At 39.1% G+C, this 17,483-nt stretch carries 18 protein-coding genes and 1 pseudogene; 4 read left to right on the top strand and 15 right to left on the bottom strand.

The features are described 5' to 3' along the window. Nucleotides 1–395 precede the first annotated feature (395 nt). Nucleotides 396–644: a DUF3343 domain-containing protein gene (locus Q7O55_RS08655; protein WP_303929779.1), complete on the bottom strand. Its 249-nt coding sequence runs from the start codon at nucleotides 642–644 to the stop codon at nucleotides 396–398. 17 nt (nucleotides 645–661) lie between these two features. After that, the gene (gene yedE / locus Q7O55_RS08650) at nucleotides 662–1,723 is read right to left on the bottom strand and encodes a YedE family putative selenium transporter (protein WP_303929778.1); all 1,062 of its coding nucleotides are present in this window, start codon (nucleotides 1,721–1,723) and stop codon (nucleotides 662–664) included. Between the two features lie 120 nt (nucleotides 1,724–1,843). On the opposite strand from yedE, the gene Q7O55_RS08645 reads away from it, so the two are divergent. After that, nucleotides 1,844–2,998, top strand: coding sequence for an aminotransferase class V-fold PLP-dependent enzyme (locus tag Q7O55_RS08645; protein ID WP_303929776.1), 1,155 nt, complete (start codon nucleotides 1,844–1,846; stop codon nucleotides 2,996–2,998). A 160-nt stretch (nucleotides 2,999–3,158) separates the two neighbouring features. Here Q7O55_RS08645 and Q7O55_RS08640 read toward each other — a convergent pair whose 3' ends face one another. From Q7O55_RS08640 to Q7O55_RS08610, 7 genes are all read right to left on the bottom strand, one after another. Continuing rightward, the gene (locus Q7O55_RS08640) at nucleotides 3,159–3,989 is read right to left on the bottom strand and encodes a radical SAM protein (RefSeq protein ID WP_303929774.1); all 831 of its coding nucleotides are present in this window, start codon (nucleotides 3,987–3,989) and stop codon (nucleotides 3,159–3,161) included. A gap of 2 nt (nucleotides 3,990–3,991) precedes the next feature. Continuing rightward, a complete protein-coding gene (locus tag Q7O55_RS08635) occupies nucleotides 3,992–4,798 on the bottom strand; it encodes a 4Fe-4S binding protein (protein WP_303929772.1) in 807 nt (268 codons plus the stop codon). Next, the gene (locus Q7O55_RS08630) at nucleotides 4,791–5,654 is read right to left on the bottom strand and encodes a substrate-binding domain-containing protein (protein WP_303929770.1); all 864 of its coding nucleotides are present in this window, start codon (nucleotides 5,652–5,654) and stop codon (nucleotides 4,791–4,793) included. Before Q7O55_RS08630 ends, Q7O55_RS08635 begins: the two co-directional genes overlap by 8 nt. A gap of 436 nt (nucleotides 5,655–6,090) precedes the next feature. After that, nucleotides 6,091–6,321 (bottom strand): 30S ribosomal protein S18, encoded by a 231-nt coding sequence (gene rpsR / locus Q7O55_RS08625; protein WP_004693795.1) that lies wholly within the window; start codon nucleotides 6,319–6,321, stop codon nucleotides 6,091–6,093. A 39-nt stretch (nucleotides 6,322–6,360) separates the two neighbouring features. Beyond that, nucleotides 6,361–6,759, bottom strand: coding sequence for a single-stranded DNA-binding protein (locus Q7O55_RS08620; RefSeq protein WP_004693797.1), 399 nt, complete (start codon nucleotides 6,757–6,759; stop codon nucleotides 6,361–6,363). A gap of 19 nt (nucleotides 6,760–6,778) precedes the next feature. Beyond that, a complete protein-coding gene (rpsF, locus tag Q7O55_RS08615) occupies nucleotides 6,779–7,063 on the bottom strand; it encodes a 30S ribosomal protein S6 (RefSeq protein WP_004693799.1) in 285 nt (94 codons plus the stop codon). Between the two features lie 141 nt (nucleotides 7,064–7,204). Next, nucleotides 7,205–8,389, bottom strand: coding sequence for a multidrug effflux MFS transporter (locus tag Q7O55_RS08610; protein WP_303929769.1), 1,185 nt, complete (start codon nucleotides 8,387–8,389; stop codon nucleotides 7,205–7,207). 180 nt (nucleotides 8,390–8,569) lie between these two features. On the opposite strand from Q7O55_RS08610, the gene Q7O55_RS08605 reads away from it, so the two are divergent. Continuing rightward, the gene (locus tag Q7O55_RS08605) at nucleotides 8,570–9,799 is read left to right on the top strand and encodes an LL-diaminopimelate aminotransferase (RefSeq protein ID WP_303929768.1); all 1,230 of its coding nucleotides are present in this window, start codon (nucleotides 8,570–8,572) and stop codon (nucleotides 9,797–9,799) included. Nucleotides 9,800–10,044: 245 nt separating this feature from the next. Here Q7O55_RS08605 and Q7O55_RS08600 read toward each other — a convergent pair whose 3' ends face one another. Next, nucleotides 10,045–12,267: an autotransporter outer membrane beta-barrel domain-containing protein gene (locus tag Q7O55_RS08600; RefSeq protein ID WP_303929766.1), complete on the bottom strand. Its 2,223-nt coding sequence runs from the start codon at nucleotides 12,265–12,267 to the stop codon at nucleotides 10,045–10,047. 292 nt (nucleotides 12,268–12,559) lie between these two features. On the opposite strand from Q7O55_RS08600, the gene Q7O55_RS08595 reads away from it, so the two are divergent. Both Q7O55_RS08595 and ychF read left to right on the top strand, forming a co-directional pair. After that, nucleotides 12,560–13,531, top strand: coding sequence for a diaminopimelate dehydrogenase (locus tag Q7O55_RS08595; RefSeq protein ID WP_303929764.1), 972 nt, complete (start codon nucleotides 12,560–12,562; stop codon nucleotides 13,529–13,531). Between the two features lie 189 nt (nucleotides 13,532–13,720). Then, nucleotides 13,721–14,827 (top strand): redox-regulated ATPase YchF, encoded by a 1,107-nt coding sequence (gene ychF, locus Q7O55_RS08590; protein WP_303929762.1) that lies wholly within the window; start codon nucleotides 13,721–13,723, stop codon nucleotides 14,825–14,827. 101 nt (nucleotides 14,828–14,928) lie between these two features. Here ychF and Q7O55_RS09320 read toward each other — a convergent pair. From Q7O55_RS09320 to yedF, 5 genes and pseudogenes are all read right to left on the bottom strand, one after another. Beyond that, nucleotides 14,929–15,132, bottom strand: a pseudogene (locus Q7O55_RS09320) (CsbD family protein). A 66-nt stretch (nucleotides 15,133–15,198) separates the two neighbouring features. Continuing rightward, nucleotides 15,199–15,435, bottom strand: a complete 237-nt coding sequence (locus Q7O55_RS08585; protein ID WP_303929761.1) for a GlsB/YeaQ/YmgE family stress response membrane protein — start codon at nucleotides 15,433–15,435, stop codon at nucleotides 15,199–15,201. A gap of 157 nt (nucleotides 15,436–15,592) precedes the next feature. Continuing rightward, nucleotides 15,593–16,300, bottom strand: coding sequence for an NAD(P)H-dependent oxidoreductase (locus Q7O55_RS08580; RefSeq protein ID WP_303929759.1), 708 nt, complete (start codon nucleotides 16,298–16,300; stop codon nucleotides 15,593–15,595). Nucleotides 16,301–16,420: 120 nt separating this feature from the next. Next, nucleotides 16,421–16,678 carry a DUF3343 domain-containing protein gene (locus Q7O55_RS08575; protein ID WP_303929758.1) on the bottom strand — a complete coding sequence of 86 codons (258 nt, stop codon included), beginning with the start codon at nucleotides 16,676–16,678 and terminating at the stop codon, nucleotides 16,421–16,423. Between the two features lie 114 nt (nucleotides 16,679–16,792). Continuing rightward, nucleotides 16,793–17,392, bottom strand: coding sequence for a sulfurtransferase-like selenium metabolism protein YedF (yedF, locus tag Q7O55_RS08570; protein ID WP_303929756.1), 600 nt, complete (start codon nucleotides 17,390–17,392; stop codon nucleotides 16,793–16,795). Nucleotides 17,393–17,483: the final 91 nt, after the last annotated feature.

Genomic DNA, 17,483 nt, shown 5'->3' with positions numbered 1-17,483 from the left:
GACTGCCAGCCGTATGCGAAACAAACAACAGTAAATCCTGTAAAGAGAATTGAGAGTACATAAAATGTTGTACCTATTAGCGATGGGATTTAATCTTACAAAACTACACAACCGAATACAAGCAGGACGAATTCATACAACAGTATTCACCGTAAAAGGAACTGCTTAAACTAAGAAAAATGCAAATAGGCCTAATGGCCTATTTAGGTGCGTCTAAAAACAAAAAACACCAAGAAAATCTAGGATTTTATAAACCTAATTTTCTTGGTATTTCTTATATTGTAAAGGGACTGCAACTAGAATGTGGTAAAACCACATTCTGTTACAGCCCCTTTTATGATAAGCATCTGAATATATATATAAGTTTTATACCTAAACTTAGGACTATCGATTCCTTACTTATTTGGACTTTCATATATAGTTTTATAACCGCCCTCTGTAACAGCTACGATTTGTTCAATTTCGTCCGTTGGATCTTCTGTAAAAGTAAAACTTTCACCAGCATCAAAGGATGCACTCGTTCCACAAGAGGAACTCAAATTGCGCGGTACCGGACGGAGGTCTATATTTGTTACCCCTTCAGGGGCTTCACGCTTGAAGCGAATCGCTCCAAAGTGGGAATAAAATGTTGCAATATATTTCATAATCACTCGTTTCTAGTCTACGCATTTGCTCGTTTTGTATTAAGCACAGCAATGATGAGCGCCACTACAAAACCTACCCCTACAGCGATTTGACCATTCAATGTAGGACCAGCGCCAGAAGCAGCCAAACCAAAGTTATGAGCAAATGCTGCGCCAGCTGCAAGGCCAAGTACTGTTACAGCAGAGTCAGAGTTGCCTTCGCCAGTCATAATCAATTGACGCAATGGGCAACCACCAAGCAATACGCTACAGAAACCAGCGAGAGCCATGCCAAGGAAGTTCCACAAACCATCAGTATGAGAAACCGGTTGATTTTCAAAACCAAGGTGGAAGTTACCAAAGCTAATGTTTACCGCAAACACACCAACGAGAACTGCGATATAGCCAAAAATAAGTACGGATTTTTTGAATAAGAATAGATCTCGAAAACCACCTACTGTACATAGACGGCTATATTGAGATAAACCACCTACTACAAGGCCAGCGGCTAAGGATATAAGCCAAGGCGCATGCATGGCACCGGGCCCTTTTTGACTAAAGAAGATAAACGCAGGGGCTGTCACTACTAGTACGAGCAACCCAACTTGGATAGCTGGCATGATAGCAGATTCTAATTTGCTCAATGCATACGTACGTTGTAAAGAGTAACCGCATTTTAAAAAAATAGTACCAATCCCTATACCCCCGGCAAAGCCAGCGATACCAAATAGAGCATTCAGGTCACCACCACCAAGGCGCAAAATCATGCGAAGTGGACAACCAAGAAACATCAACGCACCGATCATAACAAAGAAACCAAGAACAAATCGAATAATCGGAGATGAACCACCTTTACTTTGATGCTCACCACGAATCATGGACAATACATAGGCCCCTAAAATAAGACCTATAACTTCTGGACGAATGTATTGTACAAGTGCAGCTCGATGCATACCAAGAGCACCCACGGTATCGCGAATAAAGCACGCAATACAGAAGCCCATATTAGCTGGGTTGCCAGCCAACACAAGGAATCCTGCAATAGCGCCGATAATAAGACCAGCAATAATTAAATTTCGTTTTTCATGAGACCCACTCATAATAATCTCCTTTCACCCTAACTACACTATAACTATATGAGTATATGCTCTTATCCTATCAAATATTATACTCATGATATAATAACCATAAATACACCTTGTTATTCATGGAGATTACCTATGAAATCTATCTATTTAGACAATGCTAGTACCACATTTCCAAAGGCACCAACTGTGGCTAGTGCTATGTCAGACTATATAACGAATAGAGGCATCAATATCAATCGTGGCTCCTATGCCCTCGCCTATGATGTAGAGGATATTATCTATACAACACGGCAGCGATTAAACAGCTTATTTAACGGACACGATCCTTCTCATGTCTTTTTTACTCAAAATGTGACGATGAGTTTAAACATGGTTATCAAGGGGCTATTGAAAGTAAGAGACCATGTACTGATTAGCTCTATGGAGCATAATGCTGTCATGAGACCGCTTACACAGCTACTCAATGAAGGTATTACCTTTGATACTATCCCTTGTGATACTACAGGTTCTATCAAATTAGACGCTATTGAGTCACTCATTCGTCCAAATACAGTAGCTATAATTATTAATCACGCGTCCAATGTATGTGGAACCATCCAACCGCTCGAAACAATTGGCCCGATCTGTAAGGCTCATAATCTACATTTTATTGTAGACGCAGCACAAACGGCTGGTGTCATACCTATCGATGTAAAAGAATCTCAAATAGATGCCCTCTGCTTTACAGGTCACAAAGGCTTATTAGGCCCTCAAGGTATTGGTGGCATGATCTTAACCAAAGAAATGGCTCAAGCCTTAACCCCTCTTATTGCTGGTGGCACAGGTAGTTTCTCACATTTAGAAACGATGCCTACTAATATGCCCGACGCCTTTGAGTCAGGCACATTAAACCTACCAGGTATCATAGGCCTCAACGAAGCTCTCTCCTTTATTGAATCAAAGGGTATGAAAAACATTCACAACCACGAACTCTCTTTGACAGAAGCCTTCCTCAAAGGCTTACGACCGATAGATGGCATTAACATCATTGGTAAGCAAGATGTTCAGGACAGAACTGCTGTCGTCTCAATCACAATTGACGGCGCTGATGCTGCGAGCGTTGCTTATGAACTAGAGTCAACCTATCACATCATGACGCGCGTTGGACTCCACTGTGCACCACGAGCACATCAAACTTTAGGTACTTATCCTGAAGGAACCGTGCGCTTTTCCTTTGGCTATGCTAATACAATGGAGGATATTGAAACTGCATTATCTGCGTTAACAACAATAGCAAATAAAATCTAATAATCAAAAACTACTGTTGAGGCTATATATTTTAAGTATATAGCCTTTTTCTTATTGTACATGCAAGTTTTCTTTTAGGCGTACTATGAAAAGTATCTTTATATTAAAAACTAATAGTTATATAGCTTTAATATCAAACTTTCTGTATTATATTTTCCCTTTATGCTTCACACAGTCGGCCAATAGCATCTGCTCGACAACGCTTACAATGTGTCATTTGCGGTACATAATGACCAATAAATTGACGCATATTGACGATTTCCTCTGATGTTGGACTACGATGATTTTCAAAGGCCGTATCGTGAACCGGAATCATAGCAATACAGTTCATCAAATCTACGCCCCATGTTTCCGCTTGTTTCGCTATCGCTGGCACATGATCCATGTTTACATCAGGCACTACTACCGTATTAATCTTTACAATAATATTTTTTTCCTTTAATTTGCGGATACTTTCAGCCTGACGTTCTAACAAAATACGAGCGCCGTCAATGTTCTTGTAGATTTTTCCATCGTAACGAACCATAGCATATACATTTTTTGCGACTTCTGGATCGATGGCATTAGCCGTAATTGTTACATGTGTAATCCCTAAATCAGCAATTTCATCAATGTAATCAGGTACTGCCAATCCATTACTAGATAAACATAGCATGACATGAGGGAAGTCGTTTTTCACAAGTCGGAACGTTTCAAGTGTCTTATCCGCATCACACATAGGATCCCCTGGTCCTGCAATGCCTACTACGGAAATATCTTGACGAGCTTCAAATACCTTGCGCACAAAAGCCGCTGCCTCTTGTGGCGTATATACATGTTGAGTTACACCAGGTCTATTTTCGTTGGCACAGTCGTACATGCGATTACAATAATTACATTGAATATTACAATTCGGTGCTACTGGTAAATGTAAACGGGCCCAATTAGCAGAAGCATCCTTGTTGTAACAAGGATGGTTTTGTAGGAAACTTTGTCCTTGAATCTCTTTCATAGCTAACCTTTCCAACCAAATCTAATAGCATCTTTATGGCAAACATGTAAGCAATCACCACAGTTGGTACAATTCATTTCATTTGGTCGTGTTCCCATTTCACATACGCGCAAGCATGCATCACAATTGTCACAATCTTTCGTTTTATAAATTCTAAAAATAGAAATCTTGCGAAGCAATTCCATGACGCCCCCGAAAGGACATACAAAGCGACACCAAGCATTGGCGATAATAAGAGAGCCAGCAATAATTGAAACTACAGTTATAGTACGAGCCGCCCAATACCATTCGGAAAACTGCATAGATAAAATAACAGCATTAAAGTATTCATCGCTCGTCCGTATAGGAATCATGATACGGGGATTGCCAAATTTATAATATACTACGAGACCTAAAATTATTGTTGCTACCATACCTAGTTGAAGGAAACGCATATAATGTTTACGCTTTCTTAATGGTCCCATAGAAATCTTGCCGAGCATTTGATTGACCCATCCACTTGGGCAGAACCAGCTACAGAAAACGCGACCAAAGAATACGACCATAATCGGCAGGATAATCCACCACGCGTAGAAGTATGTCGTAATACGACCCCAGCAGGTAATCATGGAGCAACTTTCACAGCTTACAAAGGGTACGATATAGGGACAGCGAAACACACCAAAATATACCCATTTCCCCATAATAAAGAGAAAGATAAATTGAACGATACGACGCCAACGCGTTAAATTCTTAGGAGCCTTAGTTCCAGATATACCAGAGCTTGTTTGAGCCCCACAGGTTGTAGATGATGGACATTGATTACACATCTTTTACACCAAACCTTTCTATCAAATCGAGACCTCTCGCACTATGAACGGATGTAAATCCGTGATTTTCTAAGATTTGTTGTCCTTCTTGGGAACGTGTAAATTCAATATAATCGGCAGCCAATGCACAATCTTGTACATATTTCATCGTATTGATAGTAAAAGTAAGCGGTGCCGGCGACACAAATTGTGGTGGTATAGAGAAGTATTCAATGCGATCCTTGAATCGATCATGGGTAATAAGGCGTTTTTCAATAATGGATACATCTGCTTTACCTTCTACAAGGTCACACATCATGGAGATTACACAAGCATTTTCGGCTATCATATTTTTCATAATGCTATCAGTCAATCCTGACAGTTTCATAATCCCCTTTACAGAGGCACTACCTGGAGGAGATGCACCCAACGGCAGCATGATGCGTACACCGGGCTCCGTCATATCTTTAAGATCACGAATACCGGCAGGATTACCTTTAGGTGTGACTATAACGTAGTCTGTAAAACATAGCGGCTCAAAAGCAATACTTACCCCTTTTTTGCGCATATTTTTTGCTAACTCTAATCCGCGAGCACCAAAGATTTCGGTGCGACTTTTTTCTGCCAACAAAGATTTACCAATAGCCCCTGCAAAAGCACCAGTGTACTGGATATTGTGCCCTGTGTGCATCGTATAGACCTGATTCAAATCAAGAAATGCTTCCGATAACCCACCACAAGTCCACACTTGAAGGGAGTCAGACTGCATTGGCTTGTAGGCACCACGAATAAACGAAGGTACCGCTGAGGCCGCCGCTAAAGTTAAAGCACCACCAATAAACTGGCGACGGGATATATCTTTTTTCAAAAATCCCATGTACTTACCACCTTTCACTGAACTTTACAGTAAATATGTATATACTTTTATTATAGTATAAAACCTATAAGTTTTTATGAGCATATACATTAGGTTGATTAATTTAGTTATATAGATTAGGCATGTAAGTTCTATTTCTAATGGTATTATTATAAATTTCTAAGATATATTTTTATATCTACTTTCTTGAATATTTATTACACGCAATGAATATGCCTATTTACTAAGGGTGTTAAAGTTATAAATCATATTATGCTCACAACGCATAACATGCAGACCTTTTGAGCTCTATAGACTATATCCCTCACAACTATGGTTAATTCTTAATTACAATTTATCATTCATTAGGAGAAATAAAATTATTAGTATTATATTCTCTCCCAAAAAACGCAAAAAGGCGGCACAACCAAATGGTTGTACCGCCTTGATTCATCAATTATTCAGCAGTGAATGGCAATAAAGCAATTGCACGTGCACGTTTGATAGATGTAGTCAATTTGCGTTGATGTTTTGCACAAGTACCGGAAATACGACGAGGTAAGATTTTGCCGCGTTCAGTCGTAAAACGACGAAGTTTAGCAACGTCTTTATAGTCGATTTGATCGATATGGTCTGCACAGAAAACGCATACTTTTCTTCTTGGCTTTCTGCCTCTATCTCTTCTCATTGCGAATCCTCCTTTTCGAATTAGTAGGAGTCCCTGACACTAGAACGGGATGTTTTCATCATCGCCGCCTGTACTGAAACTATCAAAATTGGACCCACCTTCGAAAGAATTAGTATTCATATCAAGGGATTGGCCCACAAAGTTCGCTACCACTTCAGTAACGTACCGTTTTTGACCGTCCTGAGTCTCGTAAGAACGAGTTTGCAAACGACCTTCTACAAAGCAACGACTGCCTTTGCGAAGATTGCCTGCCGCTTCACCAAGTTTACCCCAAGCAACGCAGTTGATGAAAGCAGTTTGTTCTTTCGTCTCATTTGTTGTGGAATCAATATAGGTATTTGTAGCAGCCACTGTAAAAGTTGCTACCGCACGACCAGTTTTGGTATAGCGTACTTCAGGATCACGAGCTAAATTACCTAGAATTTGTACAGAGTTCATGTTTTCCTCCAGGCTTTAATTATGCTTCGTGTTTAACAATTAGATGTCTTAGGACTTCATCGTTGATTTTCAATACACGATCGATTTCTTTGATTTCAGCAGGAGCTGCTTCAAAGTTGATCAATACATAGAAACCGTCAGTGAATTTCTTCACCGCGTAAGCAAGACGACGCTTGCCCCAACGATCTACCTTTTCTACTGTGCCGCCTACACGAGCAATTAAAGCTTCTACTTTTTCAATAACAGCGTTAGTTGCTTCCTCTTCAGCTGGTTTCACAATAAACATGACTTCGTATTTGTTCATACAAAATCACCTCCTCTTTCGGACTAATGCCCCTATCGACACATAGGGGTAGGAAGTGCTTACCATCAATAAGCCTTACTATTATAACCTAAAAAAATGATGAAAGCAAGGGCTCAGTTTAAGTCCTTGCTTTCACAAATATTATATACGATTATATTTTTCATCCGCAGGAAAGGCAATAATAGCACAGATAATTACAAATATTGCTATTACCCCCATCATAGGATAGGCCGTATCATTTGGTAAGAAGGTAAGTATCAACGATGACACAATACCACTACCATATTGCATGGCACCTAATAGTGCCGCCCCAGATCCGGCCATTCTACCTGCTCTATCTAAAGCTAATGCATTTGTTACTGCTGCAATAATGCCGTTCATGGAAAAGAATAAAAAACAGCCAATAACGATTAACCACAGTGAATGGTAACCTAAGAACATCAAACCCATAACAATGGATACACAAATAGCAGCAAATAGTGTGGCAAATTTCAATAGTCTATCGAGGCGTATAGCACTTACAATACGACGATTAATAGCACTTAACAACATAACACCAATAATATTGACAGAAAAAAGATAACCAAAATATTCTTTGGGCACTTCATACACATCTATATATACATAAGGCGATCCCGTTAAAAACGCATAAATGGCAATATAAAATGAGCTAACACATAGGGTATATTTCATAAAACCTTTGTTGCGTAACAAAATCCAATAATTATTATAAGTATGACCTATAGACTTTTTACTACGCTTTTCTAAGGGATGTGTCTCAGGAATCACCAATACGGCAACGAGCATTAAAATACCGATAGCAACAAGCAACCAAAATATGGAATGCCATGTATACCATACGAGTAAATGCCCTGCTAACATTGGCCCTGCTATAGGAGCTATGGCCATGACAATGGCTAATGTAGATAACATTTTAGCCGCCTCAGTCCGACCATATAAATCCCGAATCATAGCCCGCGACAGCATCGGTCCTACACAGGCACCAAATGCCTGAAACACACGCCAAGCCAATAACTCCATCATAGAGGAACTCAAGGCACAGCCTACAGAACCAATGATAAATAAAACTATCCCTATAATAAGTGGCTTCTTACGACCAATTTTATCGCTAACGGCGCCCCAAAAAAGCTGAGCTAGCGCAAACCCAATTAAGAACCCCGTCAACGTAAGCTCCGCATCACCATTGAGGTCACGCCCCATCTCAGGCATAGCTGGCAAATAAATATCCGTTGACAACGATGTAAACGCCATCAAAGCACTTAATATAGACGTAAAAAGCCATCCCTTATTGCTAATCGTCAGCATAAAGACACCACTTTCATATAAAATCACACTATAATATGTATTTATTTAGATTATATCAAAAACAAAGTTAATGACCTATAGATTTTTAACCTCTCCTAAAAATTCTATAGAAAATCCTTGCGTCATTATTCTATATAATTTACTATATATAGAGAAATCTGATTATAAAAAGGAGTCATCATGGCTAATATCAATGAAAACTACTTAAACCTACAAGGTTCTTATTTATTCGCTAATATTGCTAAAAGGGTAAATGAGTACCAAACTGCTCATCCAGATGCAGATATTATTCGTCTTGGTATCGGCGATGTTACATTACCTCTTGCTCCAGCAATTATCGATGCTATGAACAAGGCTGTCCAAGAAATGGGCAAAGCAGAAACATTCCGCGGTTACGGCCCAGAACAGGGCTATGACTTCTTGCGCCAAGCAATCGTTGATGGCGATTACAAACCATTAGGCGTAGATATTGCTATTGACGAAGTGTTCGTTTCCGATGGTGCAAAATCTGACGTTGGTAATATCCAAGAGTTATTCAGCGAAGATAACATCATTGCCATCACTGATCCAGTATACCCAGTATACCTTGACTCCAATGTTATGGGTGGCCGTACTGGCGAAGCTGTAGATGGCATCTTCCAAAAGGTTGTATACCTCCCTACTTACGCAGAAAATAACTTCTCTCCAGAATTCCCTTCTGAACGTGTAGACATCGTATATCTTTGCTCGCCTAACAATCCTACTGGTACTGTTTTAAACCGTGCTCGTTTAGCAGAATGGATCAAATGGTGTAAAGATAATGATGCGATTTTGATGTTTGACTCCGCTTACGAAGCTTTCATCAGCACAGAAGATACTGTAAAATCTATCTACGAAATCGAAGGTGCTCGAGAAGTAGCTATCGAGTTCCGGTCCTTCTCCAAAACTGCAGGTTTCACTGGTACACGTTGTGCTTATGCAGTAGTACCTAAAGAGGTCACTGGCAAAACTAAATCTGGTGAACGCCAACCGCTAAACCCTATGTGGAACCGTCGTCAATGCACTAAATTCAATGGTGTTCCTTACATCATCCAACGTGGTGCAGAAGCAATCTACACAAAAGAAGGCCGTGAACAAACACGTGCAAACATTGCGTACTACAAAGAAAATGCCCGCATTATCAAAGAGGGTCTTGAATCTATCGGCCTTACTGTATACGGTGGCGTTGACGCTCCATATATTTGGCTTAAAGCACCTGGCAATATGACTAGTTGGGAATTATTCGATGTCTTGCTCGAACAAGTTCAAATCGTATCTACACCAGGCTCTGGCTTTGGCCCTCACGGCGAAGGTTACCTTCGTTTAACAGCGTTCGGTAGCCGTGAAAATACAATCCGTGCCGTTGAAAGAATCAAAACGTTACAATTCTAATTTAGCTATATCTATATTTAGAGTTACTTTTAGACTCATATTTAGATTACAATGAATTTGTAATGTCTAATTAAATAGTGTTTATACATTAGACCAAAAGACCGATTACAGTCCTTCAATAGGAATGTAATCGGTCTTTTTTATATACCCTTGCATATATGAATTTAATTCCAGTATTCCTTAACACTATAGTACTAATAAATAACATTCCCATAATTATTTGTCTCTACTATATTTACCATTACTTAAAAGTTATGCCGAATCCCTGCGTCAATGCGATAGGAATTGTCTACGGTAGCACCAAAGTTTTTAGTGAAAGTCCCATAAATATATGTATTAGGACGTACGTTCCATGAGCCACCTAGTTCAAGATCAAGCCATGTATCTTTAAGGTTCACTTCACTACCTGTGGTTGGCTCACCGGTCATGCTATAAGTAGATTTCATTTTGCCAGAAAATTCATGAGCTAATGCTGCTTTGAGGAAAAGATTGCTATTCTTACTTTCCTTGCCAATGCCTACACCGATACGACCGATAACGGAATTTACCGCATCAGAGTTAATGTGTACTATGCTGCCCGTATTTGTACGAGCATCGAAGTTTATACCAGACAAGCGACTAAACGTCAATTCTGCGTTAGGATCAATGTAGAAACCATTGGTTTTCTTAATCCGTTTACCATATTCAACGCTCAAGGAGGTACCTGTATTGCGGTAATCACCGCTCAAGCTTGTGCCCAAGCTATTGCGTACGGTGAAATCATTTTTCAAACGATTTACTTTACCAATAACATCTAAGTAACGACCATCATTGTATTGTTTTGCACCGTATAATGCTAAACCTGCGGTTTTGCCGGACCCAGAGCCTAGAGCGTAATCACTATTGCTTGTACCATATAGTAAAGCACCACCAATGGTCCAATCGCCACGCAATGTGTCATAGCCAACTTGCGCCATATTGTATGTTTGGTTTACATAGGCGTTGTCTGTAATTTTAGATTTACCGCCAATATATTTTCCCCATACACCATGCTTATTGGGGTTTAATCGTATATCACCGAGGCGACGTTGTAAGTCATTCGTATCGGCTTTCATTTGCATCACAGAGGAAGCTAACGCACTCTTAACACCAGATACAACTTCGCTTTCGCGAGCTGTCACAACCGCTTGGTTAGTAATACTAGGTTTTCCATCAACAGTAAAGCTATCTGTACCAAGCTTAGTGGAATATGCAGGACTAATAAGGCCTGAATCGACTTGAACATTTACATCTAAATTACGCTCACCCTTAGTAAATCCAGCATATGTTAATTTATTAGCCAACTGCTGCAAAGTGCCTCGTGGGTTGTCTACGTTTACATACCCTTTAAGTGCATCTGCCGAACTGTGCATAGTTACAGAAGAACCCTTATCAGCATGGTTGATAACGACTTCTCCCTTACCTTGTGCAGTCGCAGGAGCTCCCTTTTCATAGTCGATAGCTGCATGACCAGCATAGTTGTTAATAGTAATAGGTCGTGGATCTACGGCTTGGATAATACCTTGACTACTTATATCTTTACCACCAATGAAATGCTCTACACGACTCCCTGTATATAAATAGTTTGCATTATTAGGACGACCTTGTGTAGGATATACACGTTCAGCTCCTAACCATTCATTGCGCCAAGTCGCACCATTTTGTAAGTACAATCGTAAACCACCATGGTACGGATTGTTGTTGCTTTCATCAAATTCATTAAGTACACCCCCTACCAATTTAGAATTTGGTGTTGTTAAACCTAAAGAAATTTCAGATCCATGGTTATGTGGATTCTTGTCGATACCATAGTTTTTATCTAAAAATCCTATATTACCATACATCTTCACATCATTCGTTCCCGGTTGTAAGCCATCCATACCTGTATTTACATAAACAAAACCTTCTTCAGATAATGCAGAATAGGTATCAGAGGTATCTAAAGGATATGTTTTTATATCAGCCCCACCTAGTATGCGAATATATCCGTCCTTATTGGCTTGCAAACCAACGCCAACAGCATCGACTTTAGCATTACCCTTTACGGTAATTCGAGTATCATCGTTATTGCCATCATTAGTAAGTCCACCATAACCAGCATAGATACCGCTCATGTAATAATGTGCCAAATCAGGTCTACGTTTCGCACCACTTTCTGCAGGTGCTGGATTTTTAACTGTTACAGTTACATTTTTATCGATGGCCACTTGTGTACCATCAAGGGCGTAAATACCTGTAACATTATTATGATATTTTATTCCATTTACACCTAAGCCTGATACATTAACAGTTAAGTCATCTGTATAATGTCTCTTTTCCCCCCACAAATTAAGACCAATGGATTTTCCGTCTGTATGACTTTCCACAGTTGTGGCTGATACCATGGTAAAAGCATTAGCACCTGTTACGATTAATGCAGCAATAACAGCAGCTTTTACATTTCTTCTCATATTATACCTCCTCTAACACTTCAACTATGAACATAACTAGCTAACATAACCAATTTAATTGTATCTAGATTCAGGGTATATGTGTCAATTTCTACTCATATGATTTTTTATTTGACCCCTATAACAACACGCTATGTATCGATATAGTTGTGCACAAATTACTTGTTTAAATTAGATATTAATTATTTTCTATACCATCTAATAAATTCTATAGAAAAATATTAAAAGCTATTAATTTTATGCTATAATAAATATGTTAATTATTAAATTTCAACTTATATAGGAGGCTAATATGAATATTCGTATTGGTATCGTTGGTTACGGCAACTTAGCTCGTGGCGTAGAAGCATCTGTTCAGTTACAACCTGATATGGAGCTCATCGGCGTATTTTCTCGCCGTCAAGGTATTGAAACTGTATCTGGTGTACCTACTTACACGATGGAAGATATTCCTAACTTTAAAGGCAAAATCGATGTAATGGTTCTTTGCGGTGGTTCTGCAACAGATCTTATCGAACAAACACCGATGGTAACAAAATACTTTAACTGTATCGATTCCTTCGATACACATGCACGTATTCCTGAACACTTCGCTAATGTAGATAAAGTAGCTAAGGAGGCCAAAACTGCTACATTAATTTCTTGCGGTTGGGATCCAGGCATGTTCTCTTTGCAACGCGTTTACGCAGAAGCAATCTTACCAAAAGGTAAATCCTACACATTCTGGGGTCGCGGTGTATCCCAAGGTCATTCCGATGCCATTCGCCGTATCGATGGTGTTCTTGATGCTCGTCAATACACTGTTCCTAAAGAACAATACCTAGAAGCGATCCGCAATGGTGAAACGCCAGATGTTGATGGCTATAAAGGCCACCTTCGTGAATGCTATGTAGTAGCGGCTTCCGATGCAGACAAAGCTAAAATTGAAAACGAAATCAAAACTATGGAAAACTACTTCGTAGGTTACGAAACTGTAGTCAACTTCATTTCACAAGAAGAGCTTGATCGCGACCATAAAGGCATTCCACATGGTGGCTTCGTTCTTCGCTCTGGTGAAAGTACAGAAGGCACACGTCACGTTATCGAGTACTCTTTGAAACTTGACTCCAACCCTGAATTCACAGGCTCTGCACTTGTTGCTTATGCACGTGGTATCTACCGCCTTGCTAAACACGGCGGCACAGGTTGCTACACAGTATTCGACATTCCACCTGCTTGGATCTCTACACAATCCGCTGCGGACTTAAGAGCACATTCTCTATAAGAAAAATATAAAATCCTACACAACCGTGTAGGATTTTTTTATTAGTGACACTACCAATTTCTATGCACTTAACAGTGTCACTTTTTAGTACAATAGTATTGCTCCTATATGATATAATATTTATTTGATAGAGTTTCTACGGAAACTTTCACAAAGAACGAAATCAATTAGTTAATAAAAGGTGGTACCATGAGCACAAATTTAGAAGTAGGCATCGTAGGCCTTCCAAATGTTGGTAAAAGTACATTATTCAACGCCATTACAAAAGCCGGCGCTGAAGCTGCCAACTATCCATTCTGTACAATCGAACCAAACGTAGGTGTCGTTGATGTTCCAGACAATCGTTTAGCTGTATTGGCAGAAATGTTCGGTTCCAAACGCATTCTTCCTGCAGCTATGCGCTTTGTAGATATTGCGGGCCTCGTAGAAGGCGCTTCTAAAGGTGAAGGTTTAGGTAATAAATTCCTTAGCCACATCCGCCAAGTAGATGCAATTGCTCAAGTTATTCGCTGTTTCGAGGACCCTAACATCACTCATGTTGCTGGTTCCATCGATCCAATTCGAGATATCGAAATCATCAACACGGAACTTTGCTTGGCTGACCTTGAATCTGTAGAAAAACGCAAACAACGTATCGAGAAAATCGCTAAATCTGGCGACAAAGACGCTCGTGCGGAATTGCCATTGTTAGAGCGCATCATCGAAGGTCTTGGCGAAGCTAAACCAGTTCGTGCACAAGGCCTTAACGAAGACGAATTAGAAATGATCAAAGAATTAACTTTGCTCACTGCTAAACCATCCCTATTTGTAGCTAACGTATCTGAAGACGAAGTAGCTGATTACTCCGCTAACGAACACGTAAAGCGCGTTGAAGAATACGCAAAAAATGAAGGTGCTGGTATCGTAGTCGTTTCCGCTCGCATCGAGTCTGAAATCGCAGAATTATCCGACGAAGAATCCGCTGCATTCCTCGAAGATTTAGGTCTTGAAGAATCCGGCTTAACAAAGCTTATTAAAGCAAGTTACGCACTATTAGGTCTTATCAACTACTTCACAGCTGGTGAAATGGAAGCTCGTGCATGGACAATTGTAGACGGCACAAAAGCGCCTCAAGCAGCTGGTAAAATTCACTCTGATATCGAAAAAGGCTTTATCCGTGCTGAAATCGTATCCTTCGATGACTTACAAGCTTGCGGTAGCCAAAACGCGGCTAAAGAAAAAGGCCTTGTACGCCTTGAAGGTAAGGAATATGTTATGAAAGACGGCGACGTAACACACTTCCGCTTCAACGTATAATAAATTAATAACAATAAAAACCAGTAAATCGAACGATTTACTGGTTTTTTTGTTCTCTCTTAATGAGATTTTCTTTATGTGGTTATTGAATAAACACAAGTTTATTCTTTATCGTTATCAACTGAGTTTTTCAAGCCGTTAAGTGCGCCTTCTACAGCATCTTTAACATCTTCTGCAACGTCTTTAACTTTAGCAGTTGTTTTTTCTACAGCGCCTTCTGCTTACATTTCTTTGTCACCAGTTAATTTACCGACATTTTCTTTTAATGCACCTTTAGCTTGGTTTAATTTATCTTCTAATGCCATTATTATGGATCCTTTCATGTAAAATCCTTTTAGCTATTTAGCTATATTTTTACAAAGAAATTGCTATCATTTCTTTCCGAAGAAAAACGAAACAACAGCAACAACAATTACAGCGCCAAGAACAGAAGGAATTAATGCCATGCCAGCTAAGCTAGGACCCCATGTGCCAAATATTGCTTGACCTACAGACGAACCAACTAAACCAGCAACAACATTGGCAATAATGCCCATTGCTCCACCTTTGTTAGTGATGGCTCCTGCAAGAAAACCGATAAAACCACCAACAATAATTGACCATAACATACGATCACTCCTTCCTATTCAATCAATATATTTATAATATACTACCAAATTATATGGGCTTTATAAATATAATAAATAATTTGTATATTTATTATATATCATTCATTTCTAAAGATCAGATGAAGAAATTCGATGTAGTTATAAAAGTCACAATCGATTAAACTACTGTAACAATTTCATTCATTGTACGACGTGTTTTATTTCGATGTGGTTCTTCATCACGATAACCAAAGGCAGCCATCACAGCAATGCCAAAATGCTTTGTATCAAAAAGACCTAATTCATCACCTAAGAACACTGTCATCTTATCTTGATTAAAGCCTTCCAATGCACAAGAATCAAGACCTTCATAAGCAGCCATGGTCATCATGTTAGCCATTACAATGTACGCTTGCTTAGAAGACCAATCAAAGGCAGCACGATCAGACTCAAAGGTTTTATAGTCTTCAGTAGTAAATTGAGCATATTTTTCTTTATAGATAGCATCTATTTCAGCAGGTAATTGTTTCACCTCTTCTTGAATGTAGCGTACATAAGGAGAATCAAATTCCAAATCCACCTTTTTACGTGTTAAGAACACTACGAAATGACTCGCTTCAAGACCAGCTTGAATGCCCCAACCATAAGCCTTCATCTTTTCACGGATTTCAGGATTTTGAATAACTAATAATTGGTAAGCCTCAAAACCTAAGGAGGTTGGAGACAAGCGCGCCGCTGTTAAAATACCTTGCCAATCTTCATCAGAAATCTTTTTAGTGCTATCAAATTTCTTACATGCATAACGATATGTCATAGCGTATTCTAAATCTTTACGATTAAATTTAGGGGCTGTTAATTTTACATTTTCTATTTCATATTTACTCATATATACCTCCATAATTAATATCTATAATTGATAAAATGTATTATATTCCTATAGTACCACACTCATCGTTCAAATTGTATGAAGATGGACACTAAAACAAAGAAAAAGCCTAGACAACGTCTAGACTTTATACGGTACAGCTAGCTCGCCCTTTTCATACCAAAATAAGCCAGATGTACTAATTTTATGTTCTTTTAAAATGGTCTTGACTTGATCCACTATACTCGAATCTATTGCGATAGATAAACCACACATATCGTAAAGCTCTGGGGGTGTGGCCATCAACTGATGAGGCACCTCTAATTCTGTTAATACCTTATCCGCCTTATCTCCAAAATAATAAGAGGTAAAAACTATAAGTAATTTTTTTTGTTCCAATACCTCACCTCTCTGATAACTAGCAAGATTAAATTGCTCATACATTAAACATAAAGCTTGGAGATATAAAAAAATCCATCGAAATTGATAAAAAAGATACTATACTACTAGAAATTATAGCTTAATAATATTATCCCCTACAATAGAGTCTGTAATAGCATACATATTAGTAATACTACCTACGCCCAGCTCATCTTTCACACAAAAAAAATCAAGGCAAATGCCGCATGCTGCAATTTCTACACCAAGCTCAGCTAGTTTCTTTATATTTTCCAAATGAACCGAATCATTAACTACCATCTTAACACTACTATTGATGAAATAAATCTTAGAAGGTTTTACATCGGCTTCAAGCATGCATACCCAGAAGGTTTTCATCAAATTTCGGCCAAGTTCTTCACTACCTTCACCAAGATAATCCTTCGTCATCAAAATAACCCGATTTCCATAGTTCATAGGCTCACAACGGGCTGCAGTAACTGGATTTGCATCAGGGGTCAGTGTAAGATAGAAATCCTTGCCATCTTGGCGAACTTCTACACCATAACCACGAGACTTCCCAAACTTCGCCACATTATCGCGACTCACTTCATTATCTACGATAGTAGTAATAATAAAACTCGGATTCGCATCACTTACCTTCTTAGTTTCAATAACAGGTTTTGGACATAAGCTACCGCGCACATCTACAGTTAATTCCTTTGTATTGCTCATCATACACCTCTACATACATTATATAATTTGTGAAAGTATCAGCTATCAGCTATCAGCTATCAGCTATCAGCTATCAGCTATCAGCTATCAG

Source organism: Veillonella parvula, assembly GCF_945949885.1.
Taxonomy (GTDB): Bacteria; Bacillota; Negativicutes; order Veillonellales; family Veillonellaceae; genus Veillonella; species Veillonella parvula_B.
This window is presented reverse-complemented; position numbering and strand designations above follow the sequence as displayed.

Coding starts and splice junctions, on each gene's coding strand:
- Q7O55_RS08655 (WP_303929779.1), bottom strand. CDS start 644: ATGAAATATATTGCAACATTTTATTCCCACTTTGGAGCGATTCGCTTC.
- yedE (WP_303929778.1), bottom strand. CDS start 1,723: ATGAGTGGGTCTCATGAAAAACGAAATTTAATTATTGCTGGTCTTATT.
- Q7O55_RS08645 (WP_303929776.1), top strand. CDS start 1,844: ATGAAATCTATCTATTTAGACAATGCTAGTACCACATTTCCAAAGGCA.
- Q7O55_RS08640 (WP_303929774.1), bottom strand. CDS start 3,989: ATGAAAGAGATTCAAGGACAAAGTTTCCTACAAAACCATCCTTGTTAC.
- Q7O55_RS08635 (WP_303929772.1), bottom strand. CDS start 4,798: ATGTGTAATCAATGTCCATCATCTACAACCTGTGGGGCTCAAACAAGC.
- Q7O55_RS08630 (WP_303929770.1), bottom strand. CDS start 5,654: ATGGGATTTTTGAAAAAAGATATATCCCGTCGCCAGTTTATTGGTGGT.
- rpsR (WP_004693795.1), bottom strand. CDS start 6,321: ATGAGAAGAGATAGAGGCAGAAAGCCAAGAAGAAAAGTATGCGTTTTC.
- Q7O55_RS08620 (WP_004693797.1), bottom strand. CDS start 6,759: ATGAACTCTGTACAAATTCTAGGTAATTTAGCTCGTGATCCTGAAGTA.
- rpsF (WP_004693799.1), bottom strand. CDS start 7,063: ATGAACAAATACGAAGTCATGTTTATTGTGAAACCAGCTGAAGAGGAA.
- Q7O55_RS08610 (WP_303929769.1), bottom strand. CDS start 8,389: ATGCTGACGATTAGCAATAAGGGATGGCTTTTTACGTCTATATTAAGT.
- Q7O55_RS08605 (WP_303929768.1), top strand. CDS start 8,570: ATGGCTAATATCAATGAAAACTACTTAAACCTACAAGGTTCTTATTTA.
- Q7O55_RS08600 (WP_303929766.1), bottom strand. CDS start 12,267: ATGAGAAGAAATGTAAAAGCTGCTGTTATTGCTGCATTAATCGTAACA.
- Q7O55_RS08595 (WP_303929764.1), top strand. CDS start 12,560: ATGAATATTCGTATTGGTATCGTTGGTTACGGCAACTTAGCTCGTGGC.
- ychF (WP_303929762.1), top strand. CDS start 13,721: ATGAGCACAAATTTAGAAGTAGGCATCGTAGGCCTTCCAAATGTTGGT.
- Q7O55_RS08585 (WP_303929761.1), bottom strand. CDS start 15,435: ATGTTATGGTCAATTATTGTTGGTGGTTTTATCGGTTTTCTTGCAGGA.
- Q7O55_RS08580 (WP_303929759.1), bottom strand. CDS start 16,300: ATGAGTAAATATGAAATAGAAAATGTAAAATTAACAGCCCCTAAATTT.
- yedF (WP_303929756.1), bottom strand. CDS start 17,392: ATGAGCAATACAAAGGAATTAACTGTAGATGTGCGCGGTAGCTTATGT.